The sequence below is a fragment of the Saccharothrix carnea genome (assembly GCF_003014735.1).
GTDB lineage: Bacteria > Actinomycetota > Actinomycetes > Mycobacteriales > Pseudonocardiaceae > Actinosynnema > Actinosynnema carneum.
This window is the reverse complement of the sequence record NZ_PYAX01000011.1, coordinates 94,405-108,381: the sequence shown is the minus strand read 5'-3', so window position 1 is coordinate 108,381 and position 13,977 is coordinate 94,405. Positions and strand designations below refer to the sequence as shown.

The following is a 13,977-nucleotide window of genomic DNA, read 5'->3' as shown; positions in this document are numbered from 1 at the left end:
CGGAGGCTCGGATGTCCACGATGACGACGTCAACCCCGGGAACACCGAGCACGCGAACACCCCCGGCACGCCCGGAGTCACGGCCCGCGAGGCGCGGGCGTCGGCTGCGCGCGCTCGTCGGTGCCGCGTACGCCGCGCCCACCGCCGTGATGGTGTGCCTGTTCTTCCTGGTGCCGCTGGCGCTCGTGGCGTGGATGTCGCTGCACCGCTGGCCGTTGCTGGGCAAGGCGAAGTTCAACGCGCCCGCCAACTACAGCGGCATCGCCGAGGACGAGCTGCTGCGCTCGGCGGCCTGGTTCACGGTCGAGTACACGGTGGTCGTCACCGTGCTGCTGTTCGTGGTCGCGTTCGGGCTGGCGCTGCTCGTGCAGCACCGGCGGCCCGGGGTCGGCTTCTTCCGCACCGCGTTCTTCCTGCCCATGGCAGTCGGCTTCGCCAGCGCCTCGCTGCTGTTCCTGGGCCTGCTCAGCGACGAGATCGGGCCGGTGACCGACCTGTTGTCGTGGCTGGGGCTGGTCGACGGGTACGTGTCGTGGACCAGTGGCAGCCCGGACTCGGCGCTGGCGTCCGCGGTGGTGCTCGTGCTGTGGCGGTTCGCCGGGTTCACCATGCTGATCCTGCTGACCGGGCTGCACGCGATACCGCCCGACGTGTACGAGGCCGCCCGGGTGGACGGCGCGAACCGGTGGCAGACGTTCCGCCGCATCACGCTGCCGCTGATGCGGCCGACGATCGCGCTGGTGCTCACGCTGATGACGACGGGGTCGCTGCTGGCGTTCGACCAGTTCTGGATCCTCACCCGCGGCGGTCCGGACAACAGCACCACCTCGCTGGTGATGGTGATCTACCGGGAGGCGTTCATCCGGCTCGACCTCGGCTCGGCCGCGGGCATCTCGGTGGTCCTGCTGGCGGTGCTCGTGGTGTTCACCGTGCTCCAGTTCCGCGTGCTGCGCCGGAGGTCGTCGTGAAACCCCGCAACGCCCGTTGGGGCTACTACGTCACCGGCACGGCGTTGGCGATCCTGTTCCTCTTCCCGTTGGTGTGGGCCGGTTTCGCGTCCGTGCGCACGGACACCGGTTTCGGGCTGGAGAACTACGACCGGCTGTTCACGTCCGCCAACGGCGTGCAGTTCCGGCACGTGCTCAACAGCGTGGTCGTCAGCGCGCTCACGGTGGGCGGCACGCTGTTCACCGCCACGCTGGGCGGCTACGCGTTCGGCCGGTTCCGGTTCCCCGGCCGGGACGTGCTGTTCCTGCTCACGCTGGCGATCCTGATGGTGCCGTACGCGACGATCCTGATCGCCCTGTACGTGCTGCTGGGGTGGCTGGGGCTGGAGGACTCGCTGATCGGGCTGAGCCTGGTGCTCATCACGTTCCAGCTGCCGTTCTCGGTGTTCATGATGCGCAACTCGTTCGAGGCCGTGCCGGTGGAGCTGGAGGAGTCGGCCCGGGTCGACGGCTGCACCAGCGTCGGCACCCTGCTGCGGATCATGCTGCCCGCCGTGCGGCCCGGCCTGGTCACCGTGGGCCTGTTCGCGTTCCTGACCTCGTGGAGCGAGTTCTTCGCGCCGCTGATCCTGCTCAACTCGACCGACAAGTTCACCACCACCCTCGCCGTGGTCAACCTGCGCACCGCGAGCCACGGTTCGATCGACTACGCCGCGCTCGAAGCGGGGGTGGTGTTCATGGCAGTGCCCTGCCTCGTGCTCTTCGCCGCCATGCAACGCAGCTACGTCCGCGGGTTCACCTCAGGCGCCGTCAAGGGCTGAACCCGCCGGTCCGCCGCCGCATCGTCCGGCAACCGGAAGGAAGATCGTCGTGTCACGATCATGGATGAGAACACTGCTCGGCGTGGTGGTCCTCGTGCTGGCGCTGAGCGGCACGGGTGTCGCGCAGGCCGAGCAGGCGCGGGACGTCACGGCCGCCGCCAACCCGGCGACCTGGAGCCCGCCGTCGAACCTGGTCACCCCGCTGAACCAGGTGTGGTCGCACCAGGAGAGCACCTACGGCAACCTGTACGGGTTCCGCAACTACGGCTGGGACCAGGTCTTCGTCAACGGCGGCTACCTGAACTTCTGCGTGCGGTGGGACTCGTCGGCGCCGGTGAGCGCCTCGCTGCGGGACCGCATCCACGCCAAGCTCGCCGAGCAGTACAAGAAGTGGACCGACGTCATGGTGGGCCACAACAACTGGCCCTACGCGTCCGTGCCGATCAAGGTGGTCGGCTGGGCGGTGCGCGACCGGAACACGTTGCAGTGGAACGACAACTCGGTCGACATCTACGTCAACAACATCCGGGAGAACGCACCGCAGTGCGCCGAGGCGTGCGGCCGGTTCTTCGTCCGCGACGGCCAGTACCGCAACTGCCCCGGCGGGGTGGCCAGGCACTACGACCAGTCGCTGTGGCTGACCGCGGGCATGGGCGGCGGCGCCGGCGGTGACTGGGGCCAGCGGATGGGCAGCGAGTACTTCGTCAACAACCTCGGTTCGTCGAGCATGACGATCCTGCTGCACGAGATAGGCCACACGTTCGGGCTGGACGACTTCTACGACTGGACGCCGTCCGGCGTGAGCAACTTCATCATGAAGGCCGGCAGCTCGGCGTCGATCACCGAGTTCGACATCTGGATGTTCCGCGACTGGTGGCGGCATCTGAAGAGCCGCTACGGCCGCTGAGCGAACGCCGGCGCCACCGCGCACCCGGTGGCGCCGGCCCTCTGCCACGGCAAGTGACGCGCCCTGTCCCCGCCCACATCCCCCACCGTTAGGACCCATTTATGCGCACCCGACATCGGGCGGTGAAGCTGGGCGCGGCACTCGCGCTCGTCGCCTCCGCCGCCGTGGTACCGACCGCGTCCGCGGCCAACCCGATCATCACCGACCACTACACCGCCGACCCGGCACCACTGGTCGTCGGCAACACCATGTACATCTACGCGGGCCGCGACGAAGCACCCGCCGGCACCACCAACTTCGTCATGCGCGAGTGGCGCGTGCTGTCCTCGACAGACGCCGCCACCTGGACCGACCACGGCGCACGCGCGACCATCGCCACGTTCCCCTGGGCGGGCGCGGACGCGTGGGCGAGCGAGGTCGAACCCCGCAACGGCAAGTACTACTGGTACACCTCGGTCAACGGCACCGGCGCGGGCTGGATGGACATCGGCGTCGCGGTCGGGGACAGCCCGCTCGGCCCGTTCCGCGACGCCAAGGGCGGCCCGCTGGTCAGCGACAGCACGCCCAACTCGTCCGGGCTGAACATCGACCCGACCGTGTTCACCGACGAAGACGGCCAGTCCTACCTGTACTGGGGCGGTTACTGGGGCGCGCGGGCGGCGAAGCTGAAGCCGAACATGATCGAGCTGGACGGCCCGGTGGTCACCCCGCAGGGCCTGGCGAACTTCTGGGAAGCGCCCTGGATGTTCAAGCGCAACGGCCTGTACTACCTGATGTACGCGGCCAACGACACCAACGGCTGCGTCACGAACTCCAACTACGCCTGCCAGCGCTACGCCACCGCCACCAGCCCGCTCGGACCGTGGACGCACCGCGGCGTCGTGCTCGACCAGGTCTCGTCGACCACCAACCACGCGGGCGTGGTGCAGTTCAACGGCCAGTGGTACATCGTCTACCACAACGCCAACGCGCCCGGCGGCGGCAACTTCCGCCGTTCCGTCGCGGTCGACCTGCTGCACTTCAACGCGGACGGCACGATGCGCAAGGTCACCCAGACTACGACCGGCCCGCCACCCAACCCCTCCGGCGGCACCAACCTCGCCCCGTCCGCCACCGCTTCCACCTCGCACGTCTCGGCGTGGGAGTCGTTGGCCGCGCTCAACAACGGCGGCACGCCCGTGAGTTCCGCGGACCGCTCGAACCTCGCCTACGGCAACTGGCCCGAGCGCGGCACGCAGTGGGTCGAGTACCGGTGGCCGACCGCCAAGTCGGTCGACAAGGTCGCCACGTACTGGTTCGACGACGAGCAGGGCATCGACCTGCCCGCGTCGTGCGAGGTCCAGTACTGGAACGGCAGCTCGTACGTGGACGTGCCCGGCCAGTCGGCGTGCGGAGTCGCCGGTAACACCTTCAACACCACCACGTTCACCGCCGTGTCCACCACGCGGCTGCGGTTGTCGATCACCTCGAAGCCCGACTTCTCGACGGGGGTGCTGGAATGGCAAGCCTTCCAGGCGTGACCCGGCGGCTGGCGGCCGTGGTGGTGCTCGGGGCGCTCCTCGTGCCCGTGCCGAGCGCCTCCGCCGCGCAGACGATCGGCTACCCGACGTTCACCGGTCCCTCGATCCCCGCGCCGCCGGTCGGTTACAGCACCGGCAGCACCATGCGCGCCATCCACGACGCCGAGAGCGGCGGCACGGACTTCTGGGTGGACCGCCTGCTCGCCCGTCCCGGCAACGACCCGGCGGGCCCGTGGCTGATGACCCGCGGCCGGGGCCTGTTCATGTACACCCACAACCCGGCCGTGATCGGGTTCGGCGGCCACGCCGCGTACTGGGACAACATCAGCAGCCAGAACGCCTACGCCGTCACCGTCGGCTCGGGGACGCTGACCGAGCAGGTGTCGAGCCGGTGGCAGGCGCCCAGCCACTGGAAGGGCGTCTACACCGGCACCGGCGTGCGGGTCGAGGTGGCGAAGTTCATCACCCACAACAACGTCGCCGTGACGAACCTGACCGTCACCAACACCGGCTCGGCGTCGGCGACCGTGCCGCTGCGCGTCACGTCGCCGTACGCCACGACGGTCAGCGGCGCGGAGCTGACCGGTGCACGGCAGGTGAAGAACAACCTCACCACCATCCGACCCAGGCTCTCGGGTGACGGGTTCACCGCCGCCGGCGGAGCCCTCACGCGGTCGGTCACGCTCGGCGCGGGCCAGTCGGCCACCACCAAGGTCGTGATGGGCTTCGTCACCGACGAGATCCCGGAGTCGCTGACCGAGTACAACGCCTACCGCGGTCACTCGCCACCGGTCGCGTTCGCCACCCACGTGCGCGCCTACAACCGGTGGTGGGCCGACCACATCCCCTACATCGACGTGCCCGACCCGGCGATCAAGAAGAACGTCTACTACCGCTGGTGGCTGATGCGCTTCAACCACCTCGACGTGGACATCCCGGGCCAGGACTTCCAGTTCCCGGTCCCGATCGAGGGCGTCACCGGCTACAACAACGCGATCGCGCTGACCCAGCCGATGCACATCGACGACCTGAAGTACCTGCGCGACCCGGTCTACTCGTACGGGCCGTGGCTGTCGGTCGGCCAGTCGTCCAAGGGCGGCCGGTTCATGGACAACCCCGGCGACCCGGAGAACTGGTCCAACTCCTACACCCAGTACATCTCCGAGGCGGCCTGGCGCAGCTACCAGGTCCACGGCGGCCAACCCGCCGTGGCCGGGAACCTCGCCAAGTACGCCGAAGGTGACGTGAAGGGGCAGCTGGCGACCTTCGACACCAACAACAACGGCGTCATCGAGTACGACTGGGGCGCGATGACCGGCAACGACGCCGACGCGGTGTCGTTCGACTGGCGGGCCGGCAACCTCGACCGGGCCGAGACGGCGTACGTGTGGAGCGGCGCCGTGGCCGCGCAGCAGGCGTACGCGCTGATCGGCGACACGGCCAAGGCCGCCGAGATGCAAGCGCTTGCCGACCGCATCCGCACCGGCGTGGTGAACACCCTGTGGAACCCGTCCCGGCAGCTGCTGGAGCACAAGCACGTGGCCACGAACACGCACGTGCCGTGGAAGGAGATCAACAACTACTACCCGTTCTCGGTCGGCCTGATGCCGAGCACCGACCAGTACAAGCAGGCGCTGCGGCTGTTCGCGGACCCGGCCGAGTACCCGGTGTTCCCGTTCTACACGGCCAACCAGCGGGACAAGGCCGAGGCCGCGCAGGCGGGCCACCCCGGGTCGAACAACTTCTCCACCATCAACTCCACCGTGCAGTTCCGGCTGTACTCGTCGGTGCTGCGCCACTACCCGAACCAGTGGATGACCGCCGAGGACTACAAGAAGCTGCTCTACTGGAACACCTGGGCGCAGTACATCGGCGGCAACACGCAGTGGCCCGACGCCAACGAGTTCTGGGCGAACTGGAACGCCGGCACCCGCACCATCGACTACCGGTCCTGGATCCACCACAACATCCTCGGCAGCTCGAACTGGACCGTGGTCGAGGACGTGGCCGGGTTGCGCCCGCGCACCGACACCCGCGTCGAGCTGTCGCCGATCGACATCGGCTGGTCGCACTTCGCGGTCAACAACCTGCGCTACCGCAACATGGACCTGAGCGTGGTGTGGGACGACCCGGCAGACGGCGTCACCCGCTACAACGGCGTGCCGCAGGGGTATTCGGTCTACCTGAACGGCACGCGCGCGTTCACCGTCGACCGGCTCACCCGCGTGCTCTACAACCCGGCGACCGGCGAGGTGACGTTCCCGTCCGGCGCGGGCACGGTGACCCACAACGTGGCCGTGAGCGGCCTGCGGGCGCCGCAGGACGTGGCGCACGGCAGCCCGCGGATGGTGGACATGTTCGCCAAGGCGGGCGTCGACCTGACCTCCACCACGCCGAACCTGGCGCGGGGCGCGGCCGTCACGGCGTCGTACACGGCGTCCGGCACGTCGGTCGGCGCCGCGGTCGACGGGTTCCCGATCAACGAACCCCTCTGGGGCACCTCGGGATCACCCAACACCGCGGACTGGTACGAGATCGACTTCCGGCAGCAGCGCACGGTCGACGAGGTGCGGCTGCACTTCCGCGACGACCGGGCGGGCAACCGGTACCGCGCGCCTTCGTCGTACGCCGTCCAGTACTGGAACGGCTCGTCGTGGGTGGGCGCGGCGGCCCAGGCCAAGACGCCGACGACACCGAGGGCGAACTACAACCGGGTCGGGTTCACCGCGGTGTCCACCCAGCGGATCCGGGTGCAGGTGACCCACGCGTCCGGGTTCAGGACCGCGTTGACCGAGGTGAAGGCGTACCACCGGGGCGGGACCAACCCGGACCCGCCGCCCGCGAACCTCGCGTTGGCCGCGACGCCGTCCGCGTCCTACACCTCGCCGTGGGAGTCGGTGGCCGCGATCAACGACGGGGTGGACCCGCCGTCGTCCGACGACACCGTGAACCCGAGGTGGGGCACCTGGCCGGAGACCGGCACGCAGTGGGCCGAGCTGACCTGGGACTCGGCGAGGTCGGTGAGGTCGGCGCACGTGTACTTCTTCGACGACGGCCAGGGCGTCGACCTGCCCGCGTCGTGGACGTTGCAGTACTGGACCGGCTCCGCCTACGCCGACGTGCCGGGTGCGAGCGGGTACCCGGTGGCGGGCGACCGGTACCAGGAGGTGACGTTCGGCGCGGTGAGCACGACCCGGTTGCGGGTGGTGCTGCACAGCGGGGTCGACTCGGTCGGCCTGCTGGAGGTGAAGGCCTTCGGTTGACCGCCGGGGCGGGGGACCGGCCTCGCGCCGGCCGGTCCCCCTTCGCGGCGGTGTCAGCAACCGCCGCAGTTGTAGTAGGTGACGTCCCAGTGGTTGCTCTCCAGGAAGTAGACGTTCCCGGAACCCGAGCGCCACTTGTTGCCACCGATGTAGGTGAACGTGCCGCGGATGTAGTTGCCGACGCACGTGTAGAGGCTGTAGTCGAGCTTGTAGCCGTTCCAGTGGCTGTAGGTGCCGCTGGCGTGGCCGGTCTCGGTGCCGCCGGTGACGTTCAACGCGCAGCCGCTGGCCCGCTTCAGGGTCTCCGCGCCCTGCACCGTGGCCAGGTTGATCTGCGAGAACGACGTGCAGGTCGGGTTGTTGCGGTCACTGCACCCGCCGCTGGACGACCACGTGATGCCGGCGGCGCGGAAGCGGGCGGTGGCCTCGGCGTGGGTGAGCTTGGTGACCAGCGCGGTGACCGGGGTGTCGGCGGCGGGGTGGAAGACGGCGTCCTCGACGGCTTTGGTGGGTGCGGCCGAGGCGGTGGTCGCGCCGGTGACGGTGAGCAGTGCCACGGCGGCGGCCACGACGGCGGCGCGGAATCGACCGGTACGCATGGGAACGGTCCTTTCGACGGGCAGGGGTCGTCGGACCGCCAAGCTTAGGTGCCGGCCTCTTACCACACAGCAGCCAAGTGGGAGATTTTCTGACTGGTTCAGCCGTGGTATGGCCGCCGTTCGCCGGCCTGTGGCCTCACCGGCTTCCTTGCCGGTTTCCGGCAACCAACGCGGTCGAGAGCGGCCGGGGTGCGACATTGCCCGACGACCCGGCGCGGATCATCATTGTTGCAGGTCAGGGACGTCGGAGGGAGTACACGGCGAACCGGCACCGGCACCAACGGGGGGATAGCAGGAACAGGGGGTTCGGGGGGATCCAGCGGATCGGGGGATCCGAGGGGTTCGGGGGGAACCAGGGGGACAGGGGAACGGTTTCGCGCCAGTCGGGGAGCGGGGGACCGATCGGCGCACCGGAGCACGGGCAGGCACCACGCCCGCGCCCGGTGCGTCGTGCTGTCGGCGGACACCTTTGCCGGCACTGCGCCGTCCACCGCCGAAATCGGCCGGCGCGGTCACGTCATCCGCTCTACGGTGTCCGGCGTCGGCTGATCGAACGTTGAGGAGGAATGAGATGCGGCGACTCGACGGTGTGCTCCGTCCCGATGCCACTTCCCACACCTCCGAGGTCCGCCATTTCCGCCCGAACGCTCAACTTGGGCGTGCTCGCGCACGTCGACGCAGGTAAGACCAGCCTCACCGAACGGCTGCTGTTCGACCACGGGAGGATCCCGCGGCTCGGCAGCGTCGACGGCGGTGACACGCAGACCGACAGCGGCGAGGTCGAACGCCGCCGCGGCATCACGATCCGGTCCGCCGTCGCGTGGTTCAGGCTGGGCGATCTCCAGGTGAACCTGGTGGACACACCGGGTCACCCCGATTTCATCGCCGAGGTGGAGCGCGCGCTGTCCGTGCTCGACGGCGCCGTGCTGGTGCTCTCGGCGGTCGAGGGCGTGCAGGCCCAGACCAGGGTGCTGCTGCGGTCGTTGCGGCGGCTGCGCCTGCCCACGCTGATCTTCGTGAACAAGATCGACCGGGTGGGCGCGCGGTACGACGACCTGCTCGCCGAGATCCGCCGCAGGCTCACGCCCTCCGTCGTGCCGATGGTGCGGGTGGACCGGCTCGGCACGCGTGACGCCGGTGTCGTCGCCCGGTCGTCAGGCGACGGGGCGTTCCCGGCGGAGGTGGCCGAACTCCTGGCCGACCACGACCTCGCGCTGCTGCGCCGGATGCTCGACGGTGACGTGCCGGAGGACGTCGAGGGGCTGTTGCGCGACCAGACGTGCCGCGGGCTGGTGCACCCGGTGTTCTTCGGCTCGGCGATGTCGGGCGCGGGGACGGCCGAGCTGACCGAGGGGGTGCGCCGGTTCCTCGCGCCGCGCCCGGTGCCGTCCGACGACCTGCGCGGCACGGTGTTCGCCGTCGAACGCACCGGCAAGGGGGAGAAGGTCGCCTACCTGCGGCTGTTCTCCGGGAGGCTGCACGGCCGGCAGCGCGTGACGTTCCGGCGGCGCGACGCCTCGGGCGCGGTCGAGGAGCACCGGGGGCGCGTGGCCGGGCTGGAGGTCGTCGGCGGCGGCTCCGGGCCGCTCACCGCGGGCGACATCGGCAAGCTGCGCGGTCTGCCGCGAGTCCGCGTGGGTGACCGGCTCGGCTCGGCCGACCACGGGACGGGCGCGCACTTCTCGCCGCCGATCCTGGAGTCGGTGGTCCGGCCCGAGCGGCCCGGCCGGGAAGCCGAGCTGCACGCCGCGCTCACCCGGCTGGCCGACGAGGACCCGTTGATCCGGACCAGGACCATCGGCGGCGGCGCGACCTCGGTGCTGCTCTACGGTGCCGTGCAGCGGGAGGTGATCGCGGAGCGGTTGGCGCGCGAGTTCGGCGTCGAGGCGGTGTTCGAGCAGGTCCGGCCGGTGTACTTCGAACGGCCGGTGGGGCGTGGCGAGGCCGTGCACGAGTTCGCACCGCGCGGTCCGAACGACTTCTGGCAGACGGTGGGCGTGCGCGTCGAGCCGTTGCCGCCCGGCACGGGCACCACGTTCACCAGGCAGGCCCAGCTGGGTCTGCTGCCGAAGGCCTACCACCGGGCCATCGAGGAGGCGGTGACGACGACGCTCCAGCAGGGCCTGCACGGCTGGGAGGTGACCGACTGCGCGGTGACGATCACGCACGTCGGCTACGAGGCGCCGATGACGGTCGCCGCGGACTTCCGCCACCTCACGCCCGTGGTGCTGCTGCGGGCGTTGCAACGGGCCGGCAGTGCCGTCCACGAGCCGGGCTACGCGGTCGAGGTGGAGGTGCCGGGCGACGCGCTGAGCGCCGTGACCGGACTCCTGCTCTCCCTGGACGCCGAGCTGGGCCCGGCGGTGGAGTCCGGCTCGGCGTGGTCGGTGCCGGGCACCATCCCGGCCCGGTCGCTGCACGACCTGGCCGTCGCCCTGCCCGGCCTGACGCACGGCGAGGGCAGCATCTGGCACGAACCAGGTCCGGCCCGCCGGGTCCGGGGTCCGGCACCGACCAGGGCGAGGGTGGACGGCAACCCGCTCGACCTCGACGAGTACCTGCGCTTCCTGTCCAACCGCGACCTGGCCCGCCGCTGACCCGTGGCTACACCGGTCGTTCGAAGACCAGTTCCAGCCCGTCCTCCTCGTCCCACTGCTCGCCGACCTCCACGAACCCGAAGCCGGCGATGGTGGCCAGGGACGCCGCGTTGTCCGGGCTGATGGTCGCCCGCACGGTCCGGACGGCCGGCTCGGCGGCGGCCCGGCGCAGCAGTTCGACCAGGGCCGCCCTGGCGTAGCCGCGGCGGCGGAAGGCGGGGTCCACGGAGTAGCCGATCTCGACCATGCCGGCGGCGTCGGGCGGGCCGTGGAAACCGGCGTGCCCGACCACCGCGTCGCCGTCGACCAGGGCGAGCCGCGCCAGCCACCGGGCGTGGCCGGGGTCGGCGGCGAGCTGGCCCAGCCGGTAGCGCCACAGCCAGCGCGCCCGGTCGGTCAGGAAGTAGTCGGTGAGCGCGACCTCGGCCGCGGTCAGGTCACCGTCGAGCAGGGCGGCCATGACCCGGCCGTCCAGCTCGACGAAGCGCACGTCCTCCGCTGTCACGGTGGCATGGTGGTCCGCCGCCGGCCCACCGTCCACCGGGTTTGTCCTACCCGGCGTGCCCGATCGGTACTCGCCCTCCGGGTCAGCCGACGACCACCTGGTCGAGGGTCGGCACCACGGTCAGCACCCGGTCCACCTCGGTGAGCCGGAGCGGGTGGACCACCGAACGGCGGCTCGCCACGACGGTGAACCCCATCCCGGCCGCGACCGCCCGGTGGTGGGCGTCGAGCAGGGCCGCGATGCCGAGCGAGCCGAGGATCGTCACCCCGGTCAGGTCCGCCACCAGCACCGGTGGCCGCCGCGCCAGCTGGGCGTCCAGCTCGGTGCGCATCACCTCGACACCCGCCAGGTCGACCTCGCCGGTGACCCGGGTGACCGCGAGGCCGCCGATCTCGCTCGTGTCCACGGCGAAGTCCTCGCCCTGCCACTGCGACTCGGTCATCGACGACGCTCCCTCTGCGGGCCTGGTGTGTGACCGTGGCGTCGTCGCGGTCCGACCGGGCGTTACGCCCGCCTGCCGGTTACGCCATCCGCAGGCCGGGGTACTCCTCCGCCATGAGGAGGGACGCGTACGTGCGGCTCGGTGACCACGAGCCCGACCCGCCGGACCCGCTGGCGCCGGATCCCGTGCCGCGTCGGCCGCAGCCGCCCGGGCCCGAACCGGTGCCGCCGAAGCCGATCCCGCCGCCGGTCCCGCCCACCTCGGGCCGCTGAACGTGATGGACATCGGGGCGCTGACCTGGGCGCTCACCATCGGGCTCGTCCTCGTGCTGCTCGCCGTGGACCTGGTGCTGGCCGTCGTGCGCCCGCACCAGGTCAAGATCGGCGAGGCGGCCGCTTGGTCGGTGTTCTACGTGCTCTTCGCCTTGCTGTTCGGCGTGTGGTTCACGCTGGCGCACGGCGGCCAGGCGGGTACCGAGTACTTCGTCGGCTACCTGGTGGAGAAGAGCCTGTCGGTCGACAACCTGTTCGTGTTCGTGATCATCATGTCGACGTTCGCCGTGCCTGAGGCGCACCAGCACAAGGTGTTGACGTTCGGCATCGTGCTGGCGCTGGCGTTGCGCGGGGTGTTCATCGCGGTGGGCGCGACGCTGCTGGCGCTGTTCTCGTTCGTGTTCCTGGTGTTCGGGCTGCTGCTGCTCTACACCGCCGTGCAGCTGTTCCGGCACCGCAACGAGGACCCGGACGTCGAGGACAACGTCGTGGTGAAGACCGCGCGCCGGGTGCTGCCGATCACCGACGACTACGACGGCGGCAGGCTGTTCACCCGTGCCGAGGGCAGGCGGATGGCCACGCCGCTGTTCGTGGTGCTGCTGGCGATCGGCAGCATCGACGTGCTGTTCGCGTTGGACTCGATCCCGGCGGTCTTCGGCATCACGTCCGAGCCGTACGTGGTGTTCGTCGCCAACGCGTTCGCGCTGCTCGGCTTGCGGGCGTTGTTCTTCCTGGTCAAGGGCCTGCTGGACCGGCTCGTGTACTTGTCGACGGGCCTGTCGCTGATCCTGGCGTTCATCGGGGTGAAGCTGATCCTGCACTGGGCGCACAAGGACGTCGACCCGCGCGTGCCGGAGGTGCCGACGCTGCTGAGCTTGGGTGTGATCGTGGTGGTGCTGACCGTGGTGACGGTGGCCAGCCTGCTGAAGACCCGCCGCGACCCATCGGCGAAGGCCCGCCCCGGCTCCCTGCGCGCCCGCCGCCCCCAACCAGCCGACCACCCCTGACCCCGCGTGAGTCGTACGTTCACGTCGCGAGAGTCCAACGTTCAGCGCACCTGAATTCAACGCTCAGCGCAGCCGGCGCGAACCTGAGTGTTGAATTCGGGGTGCGTGAACGTACGACTCTCGCGCTTTGAACGTACGACTCTCGCGGTGGGGGGTTAGCGGGTGAGGAGGTCGCGCAGGGCCTTGACGACCTCGCCGGGTGCCTCTTCGGCCATGAAGTGGCCGCACGTGACGGTGCGGTGCACCAGGTCGGGCGCCCACGCGCGCCAGCGGGCGGCGGCGTCGAAACCGAGGGCGGCGCCCCAGTCCTGCTGCAGCACGGTCACCGGCATCCGCAGCACGCGACCGGCTGAACGATCGGCCAGGTCGTGCTCGACGTCCACGGTGGCGGACGCCCGGTAGTCGGCGACGATCGACGGCACGGCCTCCCGTGACGCCTTCAGGTACGTCCCGCGCACGTCGTCCGGGATCGACGCCGGATCGGCGGCCCACTGGTCGAGGAAGTGGCCGAAGAACGCGTCCGCCGACGCCGTGATCATGGCCTCGGGCAGGCCGGGCGGCTGGGCCATCAGGTACAGGTGGAACCCGATGGCGGCCGTGGTGCCGTGCATGACGTCCCACATGTCGAGGGTCGGCAGCACGTCCAACGACGCCAGGTGGGTGATCACGTCCGGGTGGTCGAGCCCGGCGCGGATGGCCACCAGGGCACCCCGGTCGTGACCGGCCAACGCGAAGCGGTCGTGCCCGAGCGCACGGGCCAGAGCCACGACGTCGGCGGCCATCGTGCGCTTCGAGTAGGTCTGGCCGTCGTCGGCCGGTTTGTCGCTATCACCGTATCCGCGCAGGTCAGGGCAGATGACGGTGTGGTCGGCGGCCAGGTCGGCGGCGACGTGCCGCCACATCAGGTGCGTCTGCGGGAAGCCGTGGAGCAGCACGACGGGGCTGCCGGAGCCTCCCACGGCGACGTTGAGCGCCACGCCGTCGGCGACGGTGACGCGTTGCTGGGTGAACGAGGGGATCATGTTCCGACTCCGAGGGTGTTCGTGGGTTGCGAACACCACCCTCCGGCACCCCGATCAGCGTTCGATCAGCAGCCG

General features: G+C 70.3%; 12 protein-coding genes. 8 read left to right on the top strand and 4 right to left on the bottom strand.

Going from position 1 to position 13,977, the window contains the following annotated elements:
• Positions 1 to 20: 20 nt before the first annotated feature.
• The 5 genes from B0I31_RS29285 (at position 21) to B0I31_RS29265 (ending at position 7,458) form a co-directional block, all read left to right on the top strand.
• The gene (locus B0I31_RS29285) at positions 21 to 968 is read left to right on the top strand and encodes a carbohydrate ABC transporter permease (protein WP_181320512.1); all 948 of its coding nucleotides are present in this window, start codon (positions 21 to 23) and stop codon (positions 966 to 968) included.
• A complete protein-coding gene (locus B0I31_RS29280; protein WP_106618616.1) occupies positions 965 to 1,768 on the top strand; it encodes a carbohydrate ABC transporter permease in 804 nt (267 codons plus the stop codon). Before B0I31_RS29285 ends, B0I31_RS29280 begins: the two co-directional genes overlap by 4 nt.
• A 64-nt stretch (positions 1,769 to 1,832) precedes the next feature.
• Positions 1,833 to 2,675, top strand: a complete 843-nt coding sequence (locus B0I31_RS29275; protein ID WP_106618615.1) for a hypothetical protein — start codon at positions 1,833 to 1,835, stop codon at positions 2,673 to 2,675.
• 101 nt (positions 2,676 to 2,776) lie between these two features.
• A complete protein-coding gene (locus B0I31_RS29270; RefSeq protein ID WP_106618614.1) occupies positions 2,777 to 4,195 on the top strand; it encodes a glycoside hydrolase family 43 protein in 1,419 nt (472 codons plus the stop codon).
• The gene (locus B0I31_RS29265; RefSeq protein ID WP_106618613.1) at positions 4,174 to 7,458 is read left to right on the top strand and encodes a discoidin domain-containing protein; all 3,285 of its coding nucleotides are present in this window, start codon (positions 4,174 to 4,176) and stop codon (positions 7,456 to 7,458) included. Before B0I31_RS29270 ends, B0I31_RS29265 begins: the two co-directional genes overlap by 22 nt.
• A 53-nt stretch (positions 7,459 to 7,511) precedes the next feature.
• On the opposite strand, the gene B0I31_RS29260 is transcribed toward B0I31_RS29265, so the two are convergent.
• Positions 7,512 to 8,057 carry a hypothetical protein gene (locus B0I31_RS29260; RefSeq protein ID WP_106618612.1) on the bottom strand — a complete coding sequence of 182 codons (546 nt, stop codon included), beginning with the start codon at positions 8,055 to 8,057 and terminating at the stop codon, positions 7,512 to 7,514.
• Positions 8,058 to 8,659: 602 nt separating this feature from the next.
• Here B0I31_RS29260 and B0I31_RS29255 point away from each other — a divergent pair.
• On the top strand, positions 8,660 to 10,654 hold the full coding sequence (locus tag B0I31_RS29255; RefSeq protein ID WP_106618717.1) for a GTP-binding protein: 1,995 nt from the start codon (positions 8,660 to 8,662) through the stop codon (positions 10,652 to 10,654).
• A gap of 7 nt (positions 10,655 to 10,661) precedes the next feature.
• Here the strand turns inward: B0I31_RS29255 and B0I31_RS29250 are convergent, their stop codons facing one another.
• Both B0I31_RS29250 and B0I31_RS29245 read right to left on the bottom strand, forming a co-directional pair.
• Positions 10,662 to 11,159: a GNAT family N-acetyltransferase gene (locus B0I31_RS29250; RefSeq protein WP_245950529.1), complete on the bottom strand. Its 498-nt coding sequence runs from the start codon at positions 11,157 to 11,159 to the stop codon at positions 10,662 to 10,664.
• 82 nt (positions 11,160 to 11,241) lie between these two features.
• Positions 11,242 to 11,601 carry an STAS domain-containing protein gene (locus B0I31_RS29245; protein WP_106618611.1) on the bottom strand — a complete coding sequence of 120 codons (360 nt, stop codon included), beginning with the start codon at positions 11,599 to 11,601 and terminating at the stop codon, positions 11,242 to 11,244.
• Between the two features lie 113 nt (positions 11,602 to 11,714).
• On the opposite strand from B0I31_RS29245, the gene B0I31_RS40845 reads away from it, so the two are divergent.
• Together B0I31_RS40845 and B0I31_RS29235 are read left to right on the top strand one after the other, a co-directional pair.
• Complete coding sequence (locus B0I31_RS40845; RefSeq protein WP_181320510.1) at positions 11,715 to 11,873, top strand: hypothetical protein; 159 nt, start codon at positions 11,715 to 11,717, stop codon at positions 11,871 to 11,873.
• Between the two features lie 5 nt (positions 11,874 to 11,878).
• Complete coding sequence (locus B0I31_RS29235; RefSeq protein WP_425444412.1) at positions 11,879 to 12,880, top strand: TerC/Alx family metal homeostasis membrane protein; 1,002 nt, start codon at positions 11,879 to 11,881, stop codon at positions 12,878 to 12,880.
• A 155-nt stretch (positions 12,881 to 13,035) separates the two neighbouring features.
• On the opposite strand, the gene B0I31_RS29230 is transcribed toward B0I31_RS29235, so the two are convergent.
• Positions 13,036 to 13,902 (bottom strand): alpha/beta fold hydrolase, encoded by an 867-nt coding sequence (locus B0I31_RS29230; RefSeq protein WP_106618608.1) that lies wholly within the window; start codon positions 13,900 to 13,902, stop codon positions 13,036 to 13,038.
• Between the last annotated feature and the right edge of the window lie 75 nt (positions 13,903 to 13,977).

What these genes read in the sequence shown, in the direction of transcription:
- B0I31_RS29285 (WP_181320512.1), top strand. Translation starts at nt 21, where the DNA reads ATGACGACGTCAACCCCGGGAACACCGAGCACGCGAACACCCCCGGCA.
- B0I31_RS29275 (WP_106618615.1), top strand. Translation starts at nt 1,833, where the DNA reads ATGAGAACACTGCTCGGCGTGGTGGTCCTCGTGCTGGCGCTGAGCGGC.
- B0I31_RS29270 (WP_106618614.1), top strand. Translation starts at nt 2,777, where the DNA reads ATGCGCACCCGACATCGGGCGGTGAAGCTGGGCGCGGCACTCGCGCTC.
- B0I31_RS29265 (WP_106618613.1), top strand. Translation starts at nt 4,174, where the DNA reads ATGGCAAGCCTTCCAGGCGTGACCCGGCGGCTGGCGGCCGTGGTGGTG.
- B0I31_RS29260 (WP_106618612.1), bottom strand. Translation starts at nt 8,057, where the DNA reads ATGCGTACCGGTCGATTCCGCGCCGCCGTCGTGGCCGCCGCCGTGGCA.
- B0I31_RS29255 (WP_106618717.1), top strand. Translation starts at nt 8,660, where the DNA reads ATGCCACTTCCCACACCTCCGAGGTCCGCCATTTCCGCCCGAACGCTC.
- B0I31_RS29245 (WP_106618611.1), bottom strand. Translation starts at nt 11,601, where the DNA reads ATGACCGAGTCGCAGTGGCAGGGCGAGGACTTCGCCGTGGACACGAGC.
- B0I31_RS40845 (WP_181320510.1), top strand. Translation starts at nt 11,715, where the DNA reads ATGAGGAGGGACGCGTACGTGCGGCTCGGTGACCACGAGCCCGACCCG.
- B0I31_RS29235 (WP_425444412.1), top strand. Translation starts at nt 11,879, where the DNA reads ATGGACATCGGGGCGCTGACCTGGGCGCTCACCATCGGGCTCGTCCTC.
- B0I31_RS29230 (WP_106618608.1), bottom strand. Translation starts at nt 13,902, where the DNA reads ATGATCCCCTCGTTCACCCAGCAACGCGTCACCGTCGCCGACGGCGTG.